We start from the raw sequence: 20522 nt of genomic DNA, 5'->3' as shown, positions 1-20522 counted from the left end.
GCACCGCCCCGCGCACCGCTGCTGACGGGCACCGCCCCGCACACCGCGGCGACGGGCGCCTGACACGGGATGCGGGAGAATGGGCGCAGACCCGCCCGCCCCCAGGAGCTCCCGTGACCTTCGACCATCCCCCGCGCGTCGCCATGCTCTCGGTGCACACCTCGCCGCTGGAGCAGCCCGGCACCGGTGACGCGGGTGGCATGAACGTGTACGTGCTCGAGCTGTCCCGAGCGCTCGCCGCCCGCGGCGCGCGCGTCGAGATCTTCACGCGTGCCGTCTCCTCCGACGTGCCCGAGACGGTGGTGCTGCCCGGCACCGACAGGACAGGGCGGGACCTGACGCACGACGAGTCCCGCGACGTGCTCCTGGCCGCCGCGGTGGAGCCCGGCGTGACGCCGCCGGTGCTGGTGCACCACGTGCCCGCGGGCCCGTTCGAACGGCTCGACAAGAACGACCTCCCGGGTGTCCTCTGCGGCATGGCTGCCGGCGTGCTGCGGTCCGAGGCGGCCCGCCGACCGGGCTGGTACGACGTGGTGCACTCGCACTACTGGCTGTCCGGCCAGGTCGGCCGGGTCGCCGCCGACCGCTGGGAGGTGCCGCTCGTGCACACCGCCCACACCCTGGCCCGCGTGAAGAACGCGTCCCTCGCGCCCGGTGACACGCCCGAGCCGCACGGCCGCGTGCTCGGCGAGGAGCAGGTGGTCGCCGAGGCGGACGCCCTCGTGGCCAGCACCCCGTGCGAGGCGCACGAGCTCGTCGACCTGTACGGCGCCGACCCGTCCCGCGTGCACATCGTCGAGCCCGGCGTGGACCTCGACCGGTTCGCGCCCGTCTCGCCCGCCGCGCGCGTCGAGGCCCGACGCGCCCTCGGCCTCCCCGTCGACCGCGACGTCGTCCTGTTCGCCGGCCGTGTCCAGGCGCTCAAGGCCCCCGACGTGCTGGTGCGTGCCCTCGGCGTGCTGCGTGCCACCGGGCGTCCCGTCCCGCTGCTCGTCGTGCTCGGCGGACCGTCCGGCCGGTCGACCTCGGTCCGGGAGCTGCAGGCGCTCGCGTCCGTCACGGGTGTCTCCGACGACGTCCTGGTCCGCCCGCCCGCCGACCGCGACACGTTGGCGACGTGGTACCACGCGGCCGACGTGGTCGCGATGCCGTCCCGGAGCGAGTCCTTCGGGCTGGTCGCCGCGGAGGCGCAGGCCAGCGGCGTGCCCGTCGTCGCCGCGGCCGTCGGCGGGCTCCGCTCGATCGTCGACGACGGCGTGTCGGGCCGGCTCGTCCAGGGGCACGACCCCGCGGTCTGGGCGGACGTGCTGTGCGACGTGCTCGCCGACCGGTCGGTGCTCGCGACGATGTCCGGCGGCGCCCGGCGGCTGGCCGAGCGCTTCGGCTGGGGCACCACCGCGGACCAGCTGCTCAAGGTGTACGGCATCGCCGCCGAGGGTCGCTGAACTGGTGTCCCGGTCCGGCCGCACCAGCGACGGACGTCCCGGACACCCCCGCCGGTGCTACGGCAGGATGGCCCCATGACCTACACCCTCGTGCTGCTCCGCCACGGCGAGAGCGAGTGGAACGCCAAGAACCTGTTCACCGGCTGGGTGGACGTGCCCTTGTCCGAGAAGGGCGTCGAGGAGGCGAAGCGCGGTGGCACGCTGCTCACCGACGCCGGCGTGCTGCCGGACGTCGTGCACACGTCGCTCCTGCGCCGCGCGATCACCACGGCGAACCTCGCTCTCGACGCCGCGGACCGCCACTGGATCCCCGTGAAGCGCAGCTGGCGCCTGAACGAGCGCCACTACGGCGCCCTGCAGGGCAAGGACAAGAAGCAGACGCTCGACGAGTACGGCGAGGAGCAGTTCATGCTCTGGCGCCGCTCGTACGACGTGCCGCCGCCGGACATCGCGCCCGGCTCGGAGTTCTCGCAGGACGCGGACCCGCGGTACGCCGGTGAGCCGATCCCGCTCGCCGAGGCGCTCGCGCAGGTCCTCGACCGTGCGCTGCCGTACTGGGAGTCGGACATCGTCCCCGACCTGCGGACCGGCAAGGTCGTGCTCGTCGCCGCGCACGGCAACTCGATCCGCGCCCTGGTCAAGCACCTCGACGACGTGGACGACGCGACGATCGCCGGCATCAACATCCCGACCGGCATCCCGCTGCTCTACACGCTCGACGAGGAGACCCTCAAGCCGACCAACCGGGGCGGCACGTACCTCGACCCGGCGGCGGCCGAGGAGGCCATCAAGGCGGTCGCGAACCAGGGTCGCTGACCGACCTTGCGCTGACCCACCGCGTGCCGACGCGCCGGTCACCCCTCGGGTGGCCGGCGCGTCGGCGTCCCGGCGGCGGACGCCGCACCGGACCGCGGATCGGACGCCGCACCCGACCGCGCATCGGGCCGTGAGCCGGACGCCGCATCGGACCGCGCATCGGACCGTGAGCCGGACGCCGAGTCGAACGCCGCGATCGCGGCTCGCGTGGCGGACATCCGCCAGCCGGCCTCGACGATCTCGGCCAGCTCGTCCCAGTCCGGGGAGTGCGCCGCGTCGAGGTGCGCCGCGACCCAGCCGAACCGGCCCATGTACGGCGCGACGAAGTACCGCTCGGGGTCGCGCGCCACGATCGCCTGCTGCTCGTGCCGGTCCGCCTTGCACCACAGCGCGAGCCTGCCGTCGGCGTGGTGGTCGGGCAGGAGCCACGCGAACCGCTTGCCGCGCGTGAAGAACCCGGTGTTGCCGTACTCGTCGACGTCGGCCGTGGTCCCCGGCAGGCGCTCGACGACCGCCCCGAGCCGGCGCCGGGCCTCGGCGACGTCGGCGTCGCCCCATCCGAGCACGCGTCCTTCGCCCATCGACCCACGGTAGCGACCGGCACCGACGTGGACCGGCGCGCGCGAGCCGCTCGTCAGGACGCGGAGATCTCCTCGCCCACGGCCCCGGTGACCAGGTACACGACGCGGCGTGCGACGCTGACGCCGTGGTCGCCGAACCGCTCGTAGTAGCGGCCCACGAGCGTGACGTCGACGGTCTCCTGCGGGGTTCCCGTCCAGGAGCCGCCGAGCAGGGCCGTGAACGTGTCCTCGTGCAGCTCGTCGAGCAGGTCGTCGTCCTGCTCGATGCTCTCGGCGATCGCGAGGTCGCGGTTGCTCAGCAGCGTGGTGAGGCGGCGTGCGACGCGGACCGCGGCGTCGTGCATCTCCGCGAACGCGCCCGACAGCGAGTGCGGCACGGCGTGCCGGGGGTACCGTCCGCGGGCCACCTGGGCGACGTGCCGCGCGAGGTCGCCCATCCGCTCCAGCGAGGCGCTCATGCGCAGCGCGGACACGACGATCCGCAGGTCGGTCGCCACCGGCGCCTGCTGTGCGAGCAGCAGCACGCAGCGCTCGTCGAGGTCGCGCTCGAGGGCGTCGATCTCGAGGTCTCCGGCGATGACCCGCTCGGCGAGGGCCAGGTCTCCCGTGAGGAGCGCGACACCCGCATCGGTGATCGCCCGCTCGACGCGGCTCGCCAAGGTGACCAGGTCGTCGCCCAGCTGGGTCAGCTCGGCGTCGAAGATGTCCCGCATGTGATCCTCTCCCTCGCGGCGGAGTGCCGCGCGGTCGCCAGGCTGGCACCGACAGGTGAACGGCCGGGCGCGCCCAGGTGAACGCACGGAGGCTGTTGGGCACCGCAGCTGTGTGCGAGCTGCGCCGTGCCTCCGGACGACGGGGCGTGTCTCCCTCATCGTGCGCGCCCGTCCGGATTGCCCGTTACGTTCGGGACGTGAGCAGCCAGAGCGCGCTCGTGGGCGCGCCGGGGGTCAAGGTGGCGGTCCCCGCCCTCGGACGGTTCGTCGTGCCGCGCCCGGACCGTGTCGAGGAGCTGGATGCGCTGGTCGCGGCGCACCGGGTGACGCTCGTGGTCGCGCCGGCAGGGTTCGGCAAGTCGACGCTGCTGGCGTCGTGGGCCGCGGCGGCCCCGGGCCGGACGGTCGCGTGGCTCGCGCTCGACGCGTCCGACAACGACCCCGTCCGCCTCGTCCACGGCCTCGCCGGTGCCGTCGCGGTCGCGGTCCCCGGCCCTGCCGGGCGAGCCGGCGTGGCACGACCGGCCGCGCGGACGGTGGACGAGCTGCTCGTGGCGCTCGACAGCACGCCGGACGGTCTGGTGGTCGTCGTGGACGACGTGCACGAGCTCGACGCGGAGGTGGCCAGGCAGGTGCTCGGCAGGCTCGTCCGGTACGCGCCCCCCGGTCTGCGCCTGGTGCTGGCGAGCCGGTACGACCCGCCCCTCCCGCTGCACCGGCTCCGGCTGGCGGGCGAGCTCGGCGAGGTCCGGGAGCGGACCCTGGCCTTCGACGGCGAGGAGGTGGCTCGGCTCGCGTCGTCCTCCGGCGTGGTGCTCAGCGCGGGTGAGGCCGGCGAGCTGCGGAGCCTGACCGGCGGCTGGCCGGTCGCGGTACGGATGTCGCTGATGTCGCTCGCGGCGGACGCCGACCCGGGCGCCCGGGTGCGACGGATGCCGGCCCTTACGGTGCCGGTCGCGGACTACCTGGTGGACGAGGTCCTCGCCGGGCTCCCTGCGGCGCTCGCGGAGTTCGTGCTGCGGGCCACGGTCGACGACGTGATGGACCCGGTGCTCGCCGAACGGCTGGTGGCCGGCGGTGCGCGCCTGCTCGACGAGTGCGTGGCCCGAGGCCTGTTCCTCACACGCACGGTCCCCCTGCCGGGCCGAGGGTCGGGAGCCGGGCCGGCCGGGCCCGAGCCGGCCGGCCCCGTGTACCGCTGGCACGCCCTCTTCGCCGCCCAGTGCCGGGTGCTGCTCGGCCGCCGCGACCCGGACCTCCTGGCGGCGACGCACCGGGCGGTCGCCGAGCACCGTCGCTCCTCCGACTGGGTGTCCGCCGTCCGGCACGCGTCCGCTGCCGGGGACGACGCGCTCGCCGCGGACCTCCTGCACGGGCACTGGGCGGACCTGCTCGTCGAGGGCGACACGGCACTGCTGCGCAGGCTGCTCGCGCAGCTGCCCGCCACGCTCGCGCGGGACTCGGGTGTCCTGCTCGCGACGGCCGCGGCCGACGTGCAGGACGGCCGGGGCGACCTGGTCGCGCTCGCGCACGCTCGCCGGGCCGCCCAGGGTGCGTGGTCGGACGCCGACGAGCTGGTGGGCCGGCTCCTCGGGCCCGCCCTGTCGTCCGCCGGCCAGGTGGCACCGGCCGTCGCCTGGGCGGCCCCTGCGCTGGGCCGGCCTGGTGTCGACCCCGCGACCCGGGCGTTCGGCCTGTACCTGGTGGGCCGGGTGGAGGCACAGGTCGACGACGACTCCCGCCGGGCACGCGAGCACCTCACCGAGGGTGCCACGGTGGCGCTGGCCCACGGCCTGCCCGCGATCGCGGCCGGCTGCCGGGCGGAGCAGAGCCTGCTGCTCGCCGACGACGGCGAGGTCGCCCGGGCCGACGACGCGGCGGAGCGCGTGCTCGACCAGGGCGCCGAAGCCGGCTGGACGCGGACGAGCGCGCTCGCGTCGGCGCACCTCGCCCGGGGCCTCGCGGCGTTCTGGCAGGACCGGCTCGTGGACGCGCGCTCCCACCTGGCGGCGGCCGCGGCGGGTGCGGGCCGGCAGCGCCCGGAGGTCGCCGTGCGGGCGGCCGCGGTGCTGGCCCTGGTGTGCCTGGCCGAGGACGACGGTGCTGGCTTCGCCCGGGCGCGCGCCGCCGCGGGGGAGGACCCGCGGTGGCGTGCGCTGCCGCCGTTCGCGGACGTGCTCGCGGTCGTCGACACGGTCGCACACGTGCGGCACGGCGACCTGGCCGCCGGGCTGCGGACCGTCCACGCGGTCGCCGCGGATGCCACGCACCCCCTCGCCGTCGTGTGGGAGGCGGAGACGGAACGGCGGGCCGGCCACCCCCTGGCGGCCGACCGCACCCTGGACCGGCTCGCGTCGGTCCGGGTCCGCGCCCACGTCGAGGTGTCGGCGGCCCTCACGCGGGCGCTCCTGCGGTCGGCGGAACAGGACGACGTCGCCGCGCACCGCAGCCTCGAGCACGCGCTCGCCGTCGCCGCACCGGACGGCCTGCGCCGGCCCTTCGTCGACCGCGCCGACGACCTGTACGCCCTGCTCGTTGCGCACCTGGCGTGGGGCAGCGCCCACGAGGAGCTCGCGGCCGGCTTCCTCGCGGCCCGACCTCCCAGCCGGACGTCCCGCGGTGCGGTCGGTGCGTGGGAGCTCACCGCCCGGGAGCACGAGGTGCTCGTGCGGCTGCGCTCCACGATGACCACCACGGAGATCGGCGCCGCGCTGTTCGTCTCGACGAACACCGTGAAGACGCACCAGCGGTCCATCTACCGCAAGCTCGGCGTCGCCGGCCGCCGGGAGGCCGTGCGGCTGGCTGCCGAGCAGGGCCTCATGTAGCCGGAGACCTCCCGGCCCGGGGCGCGCGGTCGGAGCAGCCCGGTCTGAGCCGCCCGGCACGCGTGCCGGGCGTTCAGAGGGTCAGCCGGCTGGTCGCCGTCGTGCCGTCGCGGTAGGTCACCTCGACGTCCACCCCGTTCGACAGGTCGGTGAGCTCGTCGCCCGGGAACCAGAGCGCGAACTGCCCCAGGTTGACCGTGGCGACCACGTCCCCGTGGGTCCGGCTGTGGTAGACGACGCCGACGACGTCGGCGCCCGCAGCGCCGGCGGCCGTCGAGATGTCGCCGGCACCCATGGTGCCCGCACCGAGGGACGTCGCGAACACCTCACGAGGCCCGGGAGGGACGTAGCCGGTCGGGGTTCCGATCGAGCCGATCGAGCCCTGCGCGAAGAACGGTGCGCTGTCGTCGGTGATGCACGTCGCCGTGAACCCGTCCGAGCCCGTCAGCACCACGGTGGTCCACACCCCGCGGGTCTCGGCGATCGCTGTCTGCGCGCCGTCGAGCTCGTCCCCGAAGTCGTCGCCGCCGACGCTGCCGTCCTTCAGGTTCGCGCGGCAGTCGGCGGCCGCCTCCGGCCGTTGCTCTGCAGGGACACCGGTCGGGACGGCCGTCCACGTGGCGAAGGCCGGGTCACCACCTCTGACGGCCGGCATCGCCACCATCCCCGCGGCGACCGCGGTCACGAGGCCGCCGACCAGTGCGACGCGCCGGGTCGTCCACCGGACCGTGCGCACGGGGGTGGTCGCGGGTCGGGGTGTCGCCGGGGCCGGGGCCGGGGCCGGGGCGGTTCGGGGCGTCGCGTGCAGGCACGGCCCGGCGGCCGGGTCGGTGGCGAGGATCGCCCGGAGGTCGGCGCGGGCCCGCGCGCCCATGGGGTCGACATGGCGGTCGGCCGGGTCCAGCGAGCGCAGGGCGGCGTCGATGGCGTCGGTGCGGTTCATGGTGCGGTGGTCCTCTCCGGGATGCCGGTCGCTCGTGCGGCCTGCACGGGCGGGTGGTCGAGGTGGAGCCGGAGCGCTCGGCGAGCGCGGCTGAGCCGCAGCCGGAACGCCACCGGCGAGATGCCGAGCACGGCGGCGGCCTGCGGCGCGCCGAGCTGCTCGAACGCCGCGAGGGCGAGGACCTCCTGATGACGGGGTGCGAGCCGCTGCCACGCCCTGCCGAGGTCGACCCGGCTCACGACCTCCTCCGTGCCCGCGTCGACGGAGCAGGACGTCCGGGCGTCGGCGAGGCGCACAGTCAGGGCACGGCGACGCTGCTCTCCCCGGTCGTCGTTCAGCAGCAGGTTCCGGGCGATCCCGAACACCCACGCACGCGCGTCACCGAGCTGAGGCGGCAGCTCGTCGAGCCGACGCCACACGACGAGGAAGGCGTCGGCGGTCACGTCGTCGGCATGGTCCGGACGTGCCCGGCGCTGCACGAACCTCAGGAGGTCCGGGTACACCGACTCGTACAACGACCTGAAGATGTGCTCCCGGTCAGCAGGGCACGGTGCTTCGCTCATACCCCCCACCTGTCCACCAGCGGGCTCGGTGTGTCACCGCCGGCACGGACGGTCGCCGAGTCACGGGTCGGACCGCGCAGGCTCGACGGATCCCGGATCCCGGATCCCGGTTCCCGGTTCCCGGCTCCCGGACGCCGGACGCCGGACGCCCGACGCCGGGCGGTGCGGCGGGGCCTCAGCCGGCCTCGTCCTCGACGTCCGGCACCACGTGCAGCTCCGTGATGTCGAGCCCCAGGTCGTGCAGCAGCGCGACGAGCCCGGTGAGCGCCGCCTTGTCGGGCACCCGGCAGGACAGCACGGTCCCGGCGTCCGTCGGCGTCTCCACGATGTCGGCGAAGTCGTGCAGCCGCGCGTCCCGCAGGTCCGCCCCCCGCGGGCTGCCGTCGATCCGGATGTGGTAGAGCACCTGACCAGCGTCCGTCGGCCCGGGGGCGACCGCCTCACGCGCGCGGGGTGAGATCGCCGCTGCGGCCTCACCCCGTGCGGGTGAGGCACGCACCCGCACGCGGGGGAACAGTGGAGCCACGGCAGGGAGCACCCGGCCGGGTGGCGAGCACGTGACGGAGGCCGGCATGGCGCGCACGGTGACTGGTTGGGTCGGCTGGGTCTGGTTCGCGGCGTTCGGTCTGCTCACGGTGGGCCTGTTCAACCTCGTCTCCGGTCTGGTGGCGGTCTTCTCCTCGCAGCACGTGCTCGCGTGGACCGGCGACGGCGTCGCGGTCGTCGACGTGTCGACGTGGGGCTGGGTGCACCTGGTGCTCGGTCTCCTGCTGGTCGTCGCCGGGTTCGCCCTGTTCGGCGGGAGCGGCTGGGCCCGGTACCTCGCCGTGGTCGTCGTGGTGCTCAACATGGTCGCCCAGTTCGTGTCCCTGCCGAGCACCCCGTGGTGGTCGTTCGTCGTCATCGTGCTCGACGTGGTGATCCTGTGGGCGCTGATCGTCCACGGCGCCGAGGTCGAGCGCAGCCTGTCCTGAGAACACCGGAGGAGCACAGTCATGGCTGAAGTGTTCGGACCCGTCGACCTCTACGCGATCGGCTTTCCCGAGGACCGGGTGCCGGACCGGGTACGGGACGAGCTGATCGGGCTCATCGCGTCGGACGCCGTCCGCATGGTCGACCTGGTGGTCGTCCGCAAGTCGCTCGACGGCGACATCCGTGTCATCGAGGTCGAGGACTTCGGTGACGAGCTCCAGATCACCGGCCTCGAGCTGCCCGGCGCCGGGTTGACCGGCGGTGAGGACCTCGACGACATCGGCGCGGGCGTCCCGCCGGGCGGCTCGGCGCTCGTCGCGGTCGTCGAGCACGTGTGGGCCCGCGGGTTCGTCGGGGCCGCGCGCGAGGCGGGCGCCGTCATCCTGGCCACCGAGCGGATCCCCGCCGAGGTCGTCAACGCGCTCGCCGAGCTCGCCGAGCTCGACGAGGCCACCACCGAGCAGCACTGAGGAGATCGCCATGCCACCACTTCGCCGGATGGGCCGCCCCGGACTCATCGGGACCGCCGCCCGTACCGCCGTCATCGCCGGCACCGCCTCGGCCACCGTGGGGGCGGTGAACCGCCACCAGGCCAACAAGCAGGCCGACTCGTACGAGCAGCAGCAGTACGAGGCGCAGCAGCAGCAGGCCGCGCTCGACGAGGCGGCCCGACAGGCGGTCGCCCAGGCCCAGTACGCCGCCCCGCCCGCCCCCGCCCCGGCGGCGGAGGACCCGCTCATCGCGAAGCTCAAGCAGCTCGCCGACCTGCACGCGGCGGGCGTGCTCGACGACGCCGAGTTCGCGGGCGCCAAGGCCAAGCTGCTCGGCTGAGAGGAGACGACGATGACGACGTTCACCGCTTGGAAGTTCGACACCCCGGACGGCGCCCAGCACGCCGCCGACGCGCTCAAGAGCGCGGAGGAGGACCGCCTGGTCAAGGTCATCGACCGCGCGGTCATCTCGTGGCCGGAGGGCGCGGCCCGGCCCGACATGCAGCACGTCAACGAGGACAAGCGACGCGGCACCGGGTGGGGGGCCTTCTGGGGGTTCCTGTTCGGCACGCTGTTCTTCGTCCCGCTGCTCGGTGCGGCCGCCGGCGCCGCGCTCGGCGCAGGCAGCAAGGCGGTCGCCGCGCTGGGCCTGAACGCGGACCAGCTGGAGACCATCCGCCAGCAGGTGACGCCGGGCACCTCCATGCTGTGCGCGGTCACCACGGACGGGGACCTCGACCGCATGGGCGAGCGGTTCCACGGCCTGCACTCGACGCTCGTGGCGACCAACCTCACGGAAGCCGAGAAGTCGCTCCTGTTCGAGACCTTCGGCTGAGCCGCTGGTCACGAGGGACGTGTGCCCCGGTGAACGGTCGATGAACGCTCGTCGACGGCCTCGCGCAGGCGCCGGTCACCGCCCGGGGCACACGTCCCTGCGGCTTACTGTGGGCCTGTGGACGGGTACGACGGCTTCGCGCTGCTGATCGCCGGTGCGCTCGGCGTGCTCGTCGGCGTCGGCTCCATCTGGGCGTTCCAATGGAGCGACCGGATTCAGCGGCACGCGCCGGACACGCCCGCGCCCGCGGTCGACGACGGGGTGGTGCGCACTCTGGCGGTGCTGCGTTCTGCGGCCGTGGTGCTCGACGAGCACGACGCGGTGGTCCGGGCGAGCGCACCCGCGCACGCCCTCGGTCTGGTCCGGGACGGCCGCATCGCACCTGCCGCCATCCGCGACCTCGTCGCGCAGGTCCGCCGCGACGGCGTGATCCGCGACGAGGAGCTCGAGGTCCCGCGCGGGCCGGTCGGTCCGGGCGTGCTGCTCGTGCAGGTCCGCGTCGCGCAGGTCAGCGAGCGGCACCTGCTGGTGCTCGCCGAGGACCAGACGCAGGCCCGCCGGCTCGAGGCCATCCGCCGGGACTTCGTGGTGAACGTCTCGCACGAGCTCAAGACGCCCGTCGGGGCCATCTCCCTGCTCGCCGAGACGATCGAGGACGCGGCGGACGACCCGACGGCCGTGCGCAGGTTCGCGGTCCGGATGCAGTCGGAGGCCATCCGGCTCTCCGCGCTCGTGCACGAGATCATCGAGCTGTCCAGGCTCCAGGTCGCGGGCGCTCTCGGGCAGCCGGCGATCGTGGAGGTCGACGACGTGGTGTCCGAGGCCGTCGACCGGGCCCGAACCACGGCCGACGCGAAGCACGTGCGCCTCGACATCGGTGGTCAGCAGGGCACCCGGGTGTTCGGCAACCGGGACCTGCTGGTCACCGCGGTGCGCAACCTGCTCGACAACGCGGTCGCCTACTCCGGCGAGGCGGCGCACGTCGGCGTGGGCGTCCAGGTGCGCGACGGCCTGGTCGAGATCGCCGTGGTCGACAACGGCATCGGCATCTCGTCCGACGAGCAGGAGCGCGTGTTCGAGCGGTTCTACCGCGTCGACCCGGCACGGGCCCGCGCCACCGGAGGCACGGGCCTCGGCCTGTCGATCGTCAAGCACGTCGCCGCCGACCACGGCGGGGACGTCACCGTGTGGTCGCAGCCCGGCCGCGGATCGACGTTCACCCTGCGCCTGCCGCGCGCGGAGGTCGGTGACGGTGCGCCCGCCGCTGCCCTGGTCGGGACCAGCACGGCACCGCCGCCGAGCGTCCTGAACCTGCCCAGCACCGTCGACACCCCGGACGAAGGAGCCCCCACCGTGCGCCGGAGCGCCTCATGACCCGCATCCTCGTCGTCGAGGACGAGGACTCGTACCGCGACCCCCTCACGTACCAGCTGGAGCGTGAGGGCTTCGAGGTGCTGACCGCCGCCTCGGGCCCGGAGGCGCTCGAGCAGTTCGACGCGCACGGTGCCGACCTGGTGCTGCTGGACCTCATGCTGCCCGGCCTGCCCGGCACCGAGGTGTGCCGCCGGCTGCGCCTCACGAGCGACGTCCCGGTCATCATGCTGACGGCCAAGGACGACGAGATCGACAAGGTCGTGGGCCTGGAGCTCGGCGCGGACGACTACGTCACCAAGCCGTACTCGTCCCGCGAGCTGCTCGCCCGGGTACGGGCCGTGCTGCGCCGCCGCGAGGTGCCCGTCGCCGCGGGCGTTCCGGCCGGTACGGGCGCGTCCACCGAACCGGACGACGGCGAGGTGCTCGTCGCCGGCTCGGTGCGGATGGACGTCGAGCGGCACACCGTGCACGTGCGGGGCGAGCTCGCCGCCTTCCCGCTCAAGGAGTTCGAGCTGCTGGAGCTGCTGCTGCGCAACGCCGGCCGGGTCCTCACGCGCGGCCAGCTCATCGACCGCATCTGGGGCTCGGACTACGTCGGCGACACGAAGACGCTCGACGTCCACGTCAAGCGGGTCCGCGCCAAGATCGAGGTCGACCCCGCCACCCCGGTGCTGCTGGTGACAGTGCGAGGCCTCGGCTACAAGCTGACCGCGGAGGACTGAGCCGGAGCCCCGTGGAGGGTGGGGGCCGCCCTGGCGGCACGCGCCCGGAGCGGGGCGCAGGCTCGGGCCGACCAGAGGGGGAGTGGACTGAGCCGGAGCCCCGTGGAGGGTGGGGGCCGCCCTGGCGGCACGCGCCCGGAGCGGGGCGCAGGCTCGGGCCGACCGGAGGGGGAGTGGACTGAGCCGGAGCCCCGTGGAGGGTGGGGGCCGCCCTGGCGGCACGGGCCCGGGGCGGGGCGCAGGCTCGGGCCGACCGCGGAGCCAGGTGTCCGAGCCGCTTCCCGGACAACTGTCCGGACTCGTCGGCCAGCGTTCACCCCGGGTTCACCTCGCACCGCCCGACCGGTCACGTGCAGTTCCTACCTTCGGCCATGCCGCGCACGCCCCGGTGCGCATGATCGACAGGACGGACCACAGTGAAGCTTCCCCTCCTCGGCCGCATCGGGTCGGTGGCCCTTGTGGGCACCCTCTCCTTCGCGCTGTCGGCGTGCGGTTCCGACAACCCGACCGACGCCCCGGCAGCCACCGGGTCGGACGCCGCTGTCTCGACCCTCGGCGGCACGCTGAACGGCGGCGGCTCGAGCGCGCAGGAGAAGGCGCAGCAGGCCTGGGTCGCCGGTTTCCAGACGGCGAACCCCGACGTCACCGTCAACTACACGACCACCGACTCGGGTGCCGGCCGCAAGGGCTTCCTCGACTCCTCGCTCGACTACGCGGGCTCGGACAGCGCGCTGAACGAGGAGGAGCTCGCGTCGTCGACGGAGCGCTGCTTCGGCGGCTCGGGGATCGACCTGCCCGTCTACATCAGCCCGATCGCGGTCGCGTTCAACATCGACGGCGTCAAGGAGCTGAACCTCTCGGCCGACGTCGTCGCGAAGATCTTCAACGGCACGATCACCACGTGGGACGACGCGGCCGTCACGGCGCTCAACCCGGGCGCGAAGCTCTCCGGTCCCATCACGGTCGTGCACCGCTCCGACGACTCGGGCACGTCCAAGAACTTCCAGGACTACCTGTCCAAGACGGCGCCGAGCGTGTGGACGTACGAGGTCTCGAACACCTGGCCGGTGCAGGTCGGTCAGGGCGCCAACGGGACGTCGGGGGTCGTCCAGACGATCCAGGCCGCACCCGGCACGATCGGCTACGCCGACGCGTCGGCCGTCGGCTCGCTCGGCAAGGTCTCGCTCGGTGTCGGGACCGACTTCGTGGCCCCGACGGCGGACGCCGCCGCCAAGACGGTGGCCGTCTCGCCCCGTGACGACGCCCGCGGCGAGGGCGACGTCGTGGTCAAGGTCGACCGGACCACGACCGAGCCCGGCGCCTACCCGGCCATCCTGGTGTCCTACCTCGTGGTCTGCAGCACCTACGACAGCCAGGACAAGGTCGACCTGGTCAAGGGCTACGCGACGTACGCCGCGGGCGAGGAGGGTCAGTCGCAGGCCGCGACCGCCGCCGGCTCCGCGCCGATCCCCGACGCGCTCCGCACGGACGTCCTCGCCTCGATCGACGCGATCACCACCAAGTAGTCGCGCGAACCGTCGTCGTCCGGTGGTCCGCGGGCCGCCTGCCTGGGGGCCACCGGGCGACGCACCACCACTGCCCGACAGGAGAAATCTGTTGGCTTCACCCACGACAGCGACGACCCCCCCGGTCACGCCCGTCCGCACGCCCCCGCGCCGGTCACGACCCGCCGACCGCGGGTTCGACCGCGGCTTCCGGTACGTGGCGGTCTGGTCCGGGATCCTGATCCTCGCGGTGCTCGCCTCGGTCGCCATCTTCCTGCTCGTGGAGGCGATGCCGGCGCTGACCCACCCCGACCTCGCCTCGGAGATCGCGTGGATCCCGGAGGGCGGCGACCTCTGGTCGGTGGTCGGACCGCTGATCTTCGGCACGATCCTCGCCGCGATCGTCTCGCTGGTCATCGCCGTACCGATCGCCGTGGGGATCGCGCTGTTCATCTCGCACTACGCTCCGCGCCGCATGGCCGACGCGCTCGGCTACCTCGTGGACCTGCTCGCGGCCATCCCGTCGGTGGTGTTCGGCCTGTGGGGCGTGCTCGTGCTGGCGCCGAAGGTGCAGCCGGTCTGGCAGCTCCTGGTGGACTGGTTCGGCTGGATCCCCTTGTTCGCGGGTGACGACCACGGCAACGCGTCGAACCCGCCCCGCGTGCTGATGACCACCTCGATCGTGCTCGCCGTGATGATCCTGCCGATCATCACGGCCGTGAGCCGCGAGGTGTTCCTGCAGACCCCCCGGTTGCACGAGGAGGCCGCCCTCGCCCTCGGGGCGACCCGCTGGGAGCTCATCCGCATGGCGGTCCTGCCGTTCGGGCGCTCCGGGGTCACGTCCGCCGCGATGCTCGGCCTCGGCCGTGCGCTCGGCGAGACGATGGCGGTCCTCATGATCCTGTCGCCCGGGCTGCTCTACTCGTTCAAGCTCCTCGTCGCGAGCCAGCAGCAGACGATCGCGGCGAACATCGCCGCCCGCTTCAACGACGCGAACGACATCGGCCGCTCGACGCTGATCGCGACGGGCCTCGCACTCTTCGTCATCACGCTGCTCGTCAATCTGGCCGCCCGGGCGATCGTCGCGCGGCGCAAGGACTTCTCGGGAGCGAACTGACGTGGCCCTCACCGACACCCTCTCGACCGACGCGTCCGCCCTGCGCACCGCGCTGACGCAGGTCGACCCGGCGCGCCGCCGCAAGGACCGCGTCATGCGCGCGCTCGTCTACGCCGCGTTCGTCGTCGCGATGATCCCGCTGGTCTCGCTGATCTGGAGCGTGCTGGCCAACGGCCTCGAGCGCTTCGACCTGTACTTCCTCACGCACTCCATGCGCAACGTGTACGGCGGCATGGACGCCGGCGGCATCTACCACGCGCTGCTCGGCACGGTCCTCATCACCGGCCTCGCCGCGATCATCTCCGTGCCGATCGGCATCCTCACGGCGGTGTACCTCGTCGAGTACGGGTCCGGCCGGCTCGCCCGGTCCGTGACGTTCTTCGTCGACGTGATGACGGGGATCCCGTCGATCGTCGCGGGCCTGTTCGCGTTCTCGCTGTTCTACCTCGTCGTCGGACCGGACTCGCGCAGCGGCGTGGTCGGTGCCGTGGCGCTGTCGGTGCTCATGATCCCGATCGTGATCCGCTCGACCGAGGAGATGCTGCGCCTCGTCCCGAACGAGCTGCGTGAGGCGTCGCTGGCGCTCGGCGTCCCGAAGTGGCTGACGATCATCCGCGTGGTGCTGCGGACCGCCGTCGCGGGCATCACGACGGGCGTGATGATCGCGATCGCGCGCGTGATCGGCGAGACGGCGCCGCTCCTCATCACGGTCGGCGCGACCGACTCGATCAACCGCGACGTGTTCGAGGGCAACATGATGACGTTGCCCGTGTACGTCTACCGGCAGTACGCAGCGGGCCTCGTGCCCTGTGCGCCCGGCGACGAGGCGTGCATCCCGACGATCAACTACGACCGGGCCTGGAGCGCGGCGCTCGTGCTGATCCTGGTCGTCATGCTGCTCAACCTCGTGGCGCGCGGCGTGAGCCGCTGGTTCGCACCCAAGACCCGGGCATGAGCCCGCGACACCGGCCCCCGGGCCGGTCGACAAGGAGAACGACCATGGCACAGCGCATCGACGTCAAGGACCTGAACATCTACTACGGCGACTTCCTCGCCGTGGCGGGCGTGGGGATGTCCGTCGACCCGCGGTCAGTGACCGCGTTCATCGGCCCGTCCGGCTGCGGCAAGTCGACGTTCCTGCGGACGCTGAACCGCATGCACGAGGTGATCCCGGGCGCACGGGTCCAGGGCACCGTCGAGATCGACGGCATCGACCTGTACGCCGCCGACGTGGACCCCGTGGCGGTCCGCCGGCAGGTCGGCATGGTGTTCCAGCGCCCCAACCCGTTCCCGACGATGTCCATCGCCGACAACGTGCTCGCGGGCATCCGGCTGAACAACAAGCGGATCTCGAAGGGCGACGCCGAGGAGGCCGTCGAGACGTCGCTGCGCAGCGCGAACCTGTGGAACGAGGTCAAGGACCGGCTGAACCGCCCGGGTTCCGGCCTCTCCGGCGGCCAACAGCAGCGCCTGTGCATCGCGCGAGCCATCGCCGTGAAGCCGCAGGTGCTCCTCATGGACGAGCCGTGCTCCGCCCTCGACCCGATCTCGACGCTGGCCATCGAGGACCTCGTCGCCGAGCTGAAGTCCGAGTACACGATCGTGATCGTCACCCACAACATGCAGCAGGCCGCCCGCGTCTCCGACCGGACCGCGTTCTTCAACCTCGCGGCGACCGGTCAGCCCGGCCGCCTGGTGGAGATCGACGACACGTCGACGATCTTCTCCTCGCCGCGCGAGCAGGCCACCGAGGACTACATCTCGGGCCGCTTCGGCTGACCGTCCCGCCTGCGGGGCGCCCGGGCCGGGGGGGCTCGGGCGCCGTACACCACGGAGCGGCGGGACCCACCACTGGGTGCGGTCCTGCCGCTCCGTCGTACCAGGTGCCGCCGCCCTCAGGCGGTCAGGAGCTCGCGGACGGCGTGGGGGTCGGCGTCGCGCTCGTCGTCGGGAGCTGTGTCGGCACGGCGGACGAGTACTCGGGAAGCGAGCCGTCGAGCACCGGGACGTCGAGCGTGGTCGAGCCACCGCTGCCGGTCCTCACGGTCAGCGGGGCCACGGCGCCCGGCTCGACCTCGACGGCTGTGATCACGACGTCCACGTGGCCGTCCTCGTCGGAACCGTCGAGGAGCACCGTCTCCTTCGGCCCGAGCGGCACCGTGGTGGGTTCGGCGTCGCCGAAGGTCAGCGTGACGACCTGGTCCTCGTCACCGTCGTTGACCAGCGCACCCTCGAGCCGCCCGACCTCGCCCTTGCCCTCGCTGAGCACCAGGAGGTTGGAGCCGCGGACGTCGCCCAGCACGAAGCGCACCCCGTCGGACGCGCTGTACTGGTTCTCCGTGGTCATCGGGTTGGTGGCCGAGCAGCCGGCGAGGACCACCCCGACGACGGCGGCGCCGCCGGTGAGGGCCAGGAGGCGGCGGGTGCGGGGGCGGAGCGAGGTCACGGTGACTCCTCGGGGCGTCGGGCGCGCCGCGGGGCGCGGGTCCGGTCGCGGACGATTCGCGGACGATCGGTCGGTCCGTGACGCGATGCGCCACGTCCGCGGCAAGCGTAGCCGCCCCCGGGGGTGTGGGCAGACGCGGCACCACGCTATCGGGACGGACGCCCAGGTGGCCCGGCCTTTGGTCCGGGCCTCGCCGGACCTGGACCTGACACGATCGTGTTGCACCTCCCTGACCTGCGGCGATGGCCGCCGCGCGGCGGCGAAGAGCAAATTTCGGCGTGATAAGATAGTCCTCTGCGAAAGGGGACACCTGCAGATGACTTTCACTGTTGGGGAGACCGTTGTCTACCCGCACCACGGTGCGGCATTGATCGAAGAGATCAAGACCAGGACCATCCGCGGAGAGGACAAGATCTACCTCAAGCTCAAGGTCGCTCAGGGGGACCTGACCATCGAGGTGCCGGCGGAGAACGTCGATCTCGTGGGTGTGCGTGACGTCGTGGGGCAGGAAGGCCTCGAGAAGGTGTTCGACGTCCTGCGCGCGCCCTACACCGAGGAGCCGACCAACTGGTCGCGCCGGTACAAGGCGAACCTCGAGAAGCTCGCCTCCGGTGATGTCATCAAGGTCGCCGAGGTCGTCCGTGACCTGTCGCGTCGTGACGCCGACCGCGGCCTGTCCGCCGGTGAGAAGCGCATGCTCGCCAAGGCCCGTCAGATTCTCGTCTCCGAGCTCGCCCTGGCGGAGCACACCGAGGAGGCCAAGGCCGAGGCGATCCTCGACGAGGTCCTCGCGTCCTGACACGCCTGCGCCCCAGGTGAGCCTCGCCGCCGTCCTGACCGCCGCCGGGAGCGGGTCCCGGCTCGGTCACGCACTTCCGAAAGCCCTCGTTCCGTTGGCGGGGGAACCGCTCGTCCGGCACGCTGCACGTCGCCTTCTGGCGGCGCGCGGCTCCGACGGGCAGCACGTCGAGATCCTGGTGGTCACGGCTCCCGCGGACCATGTCGCGCACGTCGAACGCAGCCTCACCGGGCTCGCGGGCGGCGTGCGCGTGGTCGTCGTGGCGGGAGGAGCGACCCGGCAGGCGTCCGTCGCGGCGGCGCTGTCCGCGCTGTCGGCGCTCGAGGGGCAGGCCGGCGAGGCGTTCGACGTGGTGCTGGTGCACGACGCGGCGCGGCCGCTGGCCCCCGAGTCGCTCGTCGGGCGAGTGATCGACGCCGTCCGGTCCGGGCGGTCCGCCGTCGTCCCGGGGCTCCCCGTCACGGACACGATCAAGCAGGTCGAGCCAGCAGAGGGCGACGGGGCCGCAGCCGGACCGCGCGCGGGACGCGTCGTGGCGACCGTCGCCCGTGAGCAGCTCCGCGCCGTCCAGACGCCGCAGGGATTCCGGCTGGACGTGCTGCGAGCGGCGCATGTGCACGCCGCGGCGCAGGCGCACGACGAGGCGCTCGCGGCGACCGACGACGCGGGCCTCGTCGAACGGCTCGGCGGCACGGTGTGGGTCGTGGACGGGGACGAGCAGGCCGCGAAGATCACGACGGCACGCGACCTCGCCGTCGCCGAGCTGTTGCTCGCCACCGCTCAGACCCCCGACCCTGCCACCGCTCTCACGCCAGACCCTGCCACCGCTCTCATGCCCGGCCTCGCCACCGCTCTCATGCCCGACCTCGCCACCGCGCTCGCCCCCGACCTCACCTCCGGCCCTGCAGCCGACGGGCTCGCGGGATCGCGCGACCCGCGGCGCCGGCTGACGACTCCGGAGGACGGATGACCGCCTTGCCGCGCACCGGCATCGGGATCGACGTGCACGCCTACGATCCCGACCCCCCACCGGGAGCGGTGCTGCACCTCGCCGGGCTCGCCTGGCCCGGGGAGCGGCCGCTCGCGGGACACTCCGACGCCGACGTCGCCGCGCACGCCGCAGCGGACGCTCTGCTGTCGGCCGCGGGCCTTGGCGACCTCGGGTCCAACTTCGGCACGTCCGAGCCGCAGTGGGCCGGGGCGGCCGGGGCGGCGCTGCTCGCGGAGGCTGCACGCCGGGTGCGGTCGGCGGGGTTCGACGTCGGGAACGTCGCGGTCCAGGTGATCGGCAACCGGCCGCGGGTCGGTCAGCGGCGGGCGGAGGCCGAGGCCGCGCTCTCGGCGGCCGCCGGCGCCCCCGTGAGCGTCTCGGCGACGACCACGGACGGGCTCGGGCTCACGGGACGCTCGGAGGGCGTCGCCGCTGTCGCGACGGCGCTCGTCGTGCCGTCGTCGGACGCCTGAGCCCCGCGCCGACGGCGCGTCGAGCCCAGCAGCACGCCCGCGACCACCAGAGCACCCCAGGCGAGCTCAGCAGCCGACGTCCTCTCGTGCAGCAGGAGCCACGAGGCGGCGATCCCGACCACGGGGACGAGCATCGAGAACGGTGCGACGGTGCTGGACGGGTGGCGGCCCATCAGGACCGTCCACAGCCCTGCGCCGCCGACGTAGGCCACGAGCACCGTGAACGCCAGCCCGCCGAGCGCCAGCAGGCCGGTCGGCGTCGTGAGGCCGTGGAGCGAGGCGGCGATCTGCGCGGGGCCTTCGACCGTCAGCGACAGGACCGCCAGGGGCACGACCGGCACGACGGACATCCACAGCATCAGCCGGAACGCCTCGCCCGGTGCCGACTGCATCGCGAGGCGGTTGCCCAGGTTGCCGACCGCCCAGCCCAGGCCGCCGCACAAGGTGAGGACCACCGGCAGCAGCGTGGCGCCCCCCTCGAGTCCTGCGCGGTGCACGGCGATGCCGCCCAGTCCGGCGACGGCGACCGCGACGCCGAGCGCCTGCCTTCCCGTGACCCGTTCGCGGAGGAACGCGGCGGCGAGCAGGACGGTGAACGGCGCCGAGGACTGCAGCACGAGCGACGCGAGCCCGGTCGGCATGCCGGTGTCCATCGCGAGGTACAGGAACACGAACTGCAGCACCCCGAAGCCGAGGCCGTACACCAGCACCCAGCGCCACGGGGCCGACGGTCGGCGGACCCAGAGCAGGGCGGGCACCGCGACGAGCCCGAACCGCAGCGTCACGAGGAAGAACGGTGGGAACTGCTGCAGGGAGAGGTGGATCGCCGGGAAGTTGAGACCCCAGGCGACCGCGACGAGGACGGCGAGGAGACGGTCGCGTGCGGACATGGACCGAGACTGCCCTGGACC

At 73.6% G+C, this 20522-nt stretch carries 22 protein-coding genes and 1 pseudogene; 16 read left to right on the top strand and 7 right to left on the bottom strand.

Annotation, left to right across the window (positions count from 1 at the left end; all coding sequences use genetic code 11):
* Nucleotides 1-143 precede the first annotated feature (143 nt).
* Nucleotides 144-1445 (top strand): glycosyltransferase, encoded by a 1302-nt coding sequence (locus ACVW07_RS08700; protein WP_456821052.1) that lies wholly within the window; start codon nt 144-146, stop codon nt 1443-1445.
* A 75-nt stretch (nt 1446-1520) separates the two neighbouring features.
* Nucleotides 1521-2261, top strand: a complete 741-nt coding sequence (locus ACVW07_RS08695) for a phosphoglyceromutase (protein WP_456818852.1) — start codon at nt 1521-1523, stop codon at nt 2259-2261.
* Between the two features lie 38 nt (nt 2262-2299).
* Here ACVW07_RS08695 and ACVW07_RS08690 read toward each other — a convergent pair whose 3' ends face one another.
* The gene (locus ACVW07_RS08690) at nt 2300-2842 is read right to left on the bottom strand and encodes an MmcQ/YjbR family DNA-binding protein (RefSeq protein ID WP_456818851.1); all 543 of its coding nucleotides are present in this window, start codon (nt 2840-2842) and stop codon (nt 2300-2302) included.
* Nucleotides 2843-2895: 53 nt separating this feature from the next.
* Nucleotides 2896-3555: a phosphate signaling complex protein PhoU gene (phoU, locus tag ACVW07_RS08685; protein WP_456818850.1), complete on the bottom strand. Its 660-nt coding sequence runs from the start codon at nt 3553-3555 to the stop codon at nt 2896-2898.
* Nucleotides 3556-3752: 197 nt separating this feature from the next.
* Here phoU and ACVW07_RS08680 point away from each other — a divergent pair, with 197 nt between their 5' ends.
* Complete coding sequence (locus ACVW07_RS08680; protein ID WP_456818849.1) at nt 3753-6380, top strand: LuxR C-terminal-related transcriptional regulator; 2628 nt, start codon at nt 3753-3755, stop codon at nt 6378-6380.
* Between the two features lie 73 nt (nt 6381-6453).
* Here ACVW07_RS08680 and ACVW07_RS08675 read toward each other — a convergent pair whose 3' ends face one another.
* From ACVW07_RS08675 to ACVW07_RS08665, 3 genes are all read right to left on the bottom strand, one after another.
* Nucleotides 6454-7323, bottom strand: coding sequence for a hypothetical protein (locus ACVW07_RS08675; protein WP_456818848.1), 870 nt, complete (start codon nt 7321-7323; stop codon nt 6454-6456).
* Entirely contained in the window at nt 7320-7886 is a 567-nt protein-coding gene (locus tag ACVW07_RS08670) for an RNA polymerase sigma factor (RefSeq protein ID WP_456818847.1), read from the bottom strand. The genes ACVW07_RS08675 and ACVW07_RS08670 overlap by 4 nt, the downstream gene beginning before the upstream one ends.
* 175 nt (nt 7887-8061) lie before the next feature.
* Nucleotides 8062-8292: a hypothetical protein gene (locus ACVW07_RS08665; protein WP_456818846.1), complete on the bottom strand. Its 231-nt coding sequence runs from the start codon at nt 8290-8292 to the stop codon at nt 8062-8064.
* 166 nt (nt 8293-8458) lie between these two features.
* Between ACVW07_RS08665 and ACVW07_RS08660 the strand changes: the two genes are divergently transcribed.
* From ACVW07_RS08660 to pstB, 10 genes are all read left to right on the top strand, one after another.
* Nucleotides 8459-8860 carry a DUF7144 family membrane protein gene (locus tag ACVW07_RS08660; RefSeq protein ID WP_456818845.1) on the top strand — a complete coding sequence of 134 codons (402 nt, stop codon included), beginning with the start codon at nt 8459-8461 and terminating at the stop codon, nt 8858-8860.
* 21 nt (nt 8861-8881) lie between these two features.
* Complete coding sequence (locus ACVW07_RS08655) at nt 8882-9328, top strand: DUF6325 family protein (RefSeq protein ID WP_456818844.1); 447 nt, start codon at nt 8882-8884, stop codon at nt 9326-9328.
* Nucleotides 9329-9338: 10 nt separating this feature from the next.
* Complete coding sequence (locus ACVW07_RS08650) at nt 9339-9689, top strand: SHOCT domain-containing protein (RefSeq protein WP_456818843.1); 351 nt, start codon at nt 9339-9341, stop codon at nt 9687-9689.
* 12 nt (nt 9690-9701) lie between these two features.
* Nucleotides 9702-10184, top strand: a complete 483-nt coding sequence (locus ACVW07_RS08645; protein WP_456818842.1) for a DUF1269 domain-containing protein — start codon at nt 9702-9704, stop codon at nt 10182-10184.
* 117 nt (nt 10185-10301) lie between these two features.
* A complete protein-coding gene (locus ACVW07_RS08640; protein ID WP_456818841.1) occupies nt 10302-11558 on the top strand; it encodes a sensor histidine kinase in 1257 nt (418 codons plus the stop codon).
* Complete coding sequence (locus ACVW07_RS08635; RefSeq protein ID WP_456818840.1) at nt 11555-12280, top strand: response regulator; 726 nt, start codon at nt 11555-11557, stop codon at nt 12278-12280. The genes ACVW07_RS08640 and ACVW07_RS08635 overlap by 4 nt, the downstream gene beginning before the upstream one ends.
* Nucleotides 12281-12696: 416 nt before the next feature.
* The gene (locus tag ACVW07_RS08630) at nt 12697-13806 is read left to right on the top strand and encodes an extracellular solute-binding protein (protein WP_456818839.1); all 1110 of its coding nucleotides are present in this window, start codon (nt 12697-12699) and stop codon (nt 13804-13806) included.
* Between the two features lie 91 nt (nt 13807-13897).
* On the top strand, nt 13898-14902 hold the full coding sequence (gene pstC, locus ACVW07_RS08625) for a phosphate ABC transporter permease subunit PstC (protein ID WP_456818838.1): 1005 nt from the start codon (nt 13898-13900) through the stop codon (nt 14900-14902).
* Nucleotide 14903: 1 nt separating this feature from the next.
* Entirely contained in the window at nt 14904-15857 is a 954-nt protein-coding gene (pstA, locus tag ACVW07_RS08620; RefSeq protein WP_456818837.1) for a phosphate ABC transporter permease PstA, read from the top strand.
* A gap of 44 nt (nt 15858-15901) precedes the next feature.
* Nucleotides 15902-16681 (top strand): phosphate ABC transporter ATP-binding protein PstB, encoded by a 780-nt coding sequence (gene pstB / locus ACVW07_RS08615; protein WP_456818836.1) that lies wholly within the window; start codon nt 15902-15904, stop codon nt 16679-16681.
* 124 nt (nt 16682-16805) lie between these two features.
* Here pstB and ACVW07_RS08610 read toward each other — a convergent pair whose 3' ends face one another.
* On the bottom strand, nt 16806-17348 hold the full coding sequence (locus tag ACVW07_RS08610; RefSeq protein ID WP_456818835.1) for a hypothetical protein: 543 nt from the start codon (nt 17346-17348) through the stop codon (nt 16806-16808).
* Nucleotides 17349-17664: 316 nt separating this feature from the next.
* Between ACVW07_RS08610 and ACVW07_RS08605 the strand changes: the two genes are divergently transcribed.
* From ACVW07_RS08605 to ACVW07_RS08595, 3 genes and pseudogenes are all read left to right on the top strand, one after another.
* Nucleotides 17665-18147, top strand: coding sequence for a CarD family transcriptional regulator (locus ACVW07_RS08605; RefSeq protein ID WP_456818834.1), 483 nt, complete (start codon nt 17665-17667; stop codon nt 18145-18147).
* Nucleotides 18032-19117, top strand: a complete 1086-nt coding sequence (ispD, locus tag ACVW07_RS08600; RefSeq protein ID WP_456818833.1) for a 2-C-methyl-D-erythritol 4-phosphate cytidylyltransferase — start codon at nt 18032-18034, stop codon at nt 19115-19117. Before ACVW07_RS08605 ends, ispD begins: the two co-directional genes overlap by 116 nt.
* Nucleotides 19114-19533: pseudogene (locus ACVW07_RS08595) on the top strand (2-C-methyl-D-erythritol 2,4-cyclodiphosphate synthase); the annotation flags it as partial. The gene ispD and the pseudogene ACVW07_RS08595, both read left to right, overlap by 4 nt.
* Here ACVW07_RS08595 and ACVW07_RS08590 read toward each other — a convergent pair.
* Nucleotides 19455-20501 (bottom strand): EamA family transporter, encoded by a 1047-nt coding sequence (locus tag ACVW07_RS08590; RefSeq protein ID WP_456818832.1) that lies wholly within the window; start codon nt 20499-20501, stop codon nt 19455-19457. The pseudogene ACVW07_RS08595 and the gene ACVW07_RS08590 overlap by 79 nt on opposite strands.
* Between the last annotated feature and the right edge of the window lie 21 nt (nt 20502-20522).

The organism is Cellulomonas sp. URHB0016 (assembly GCF_054057935.1).
Note: the sequence above shows the minus strand (reverse complement) of the source record. Positions and strands in the feature narration are given on the sequence as shown.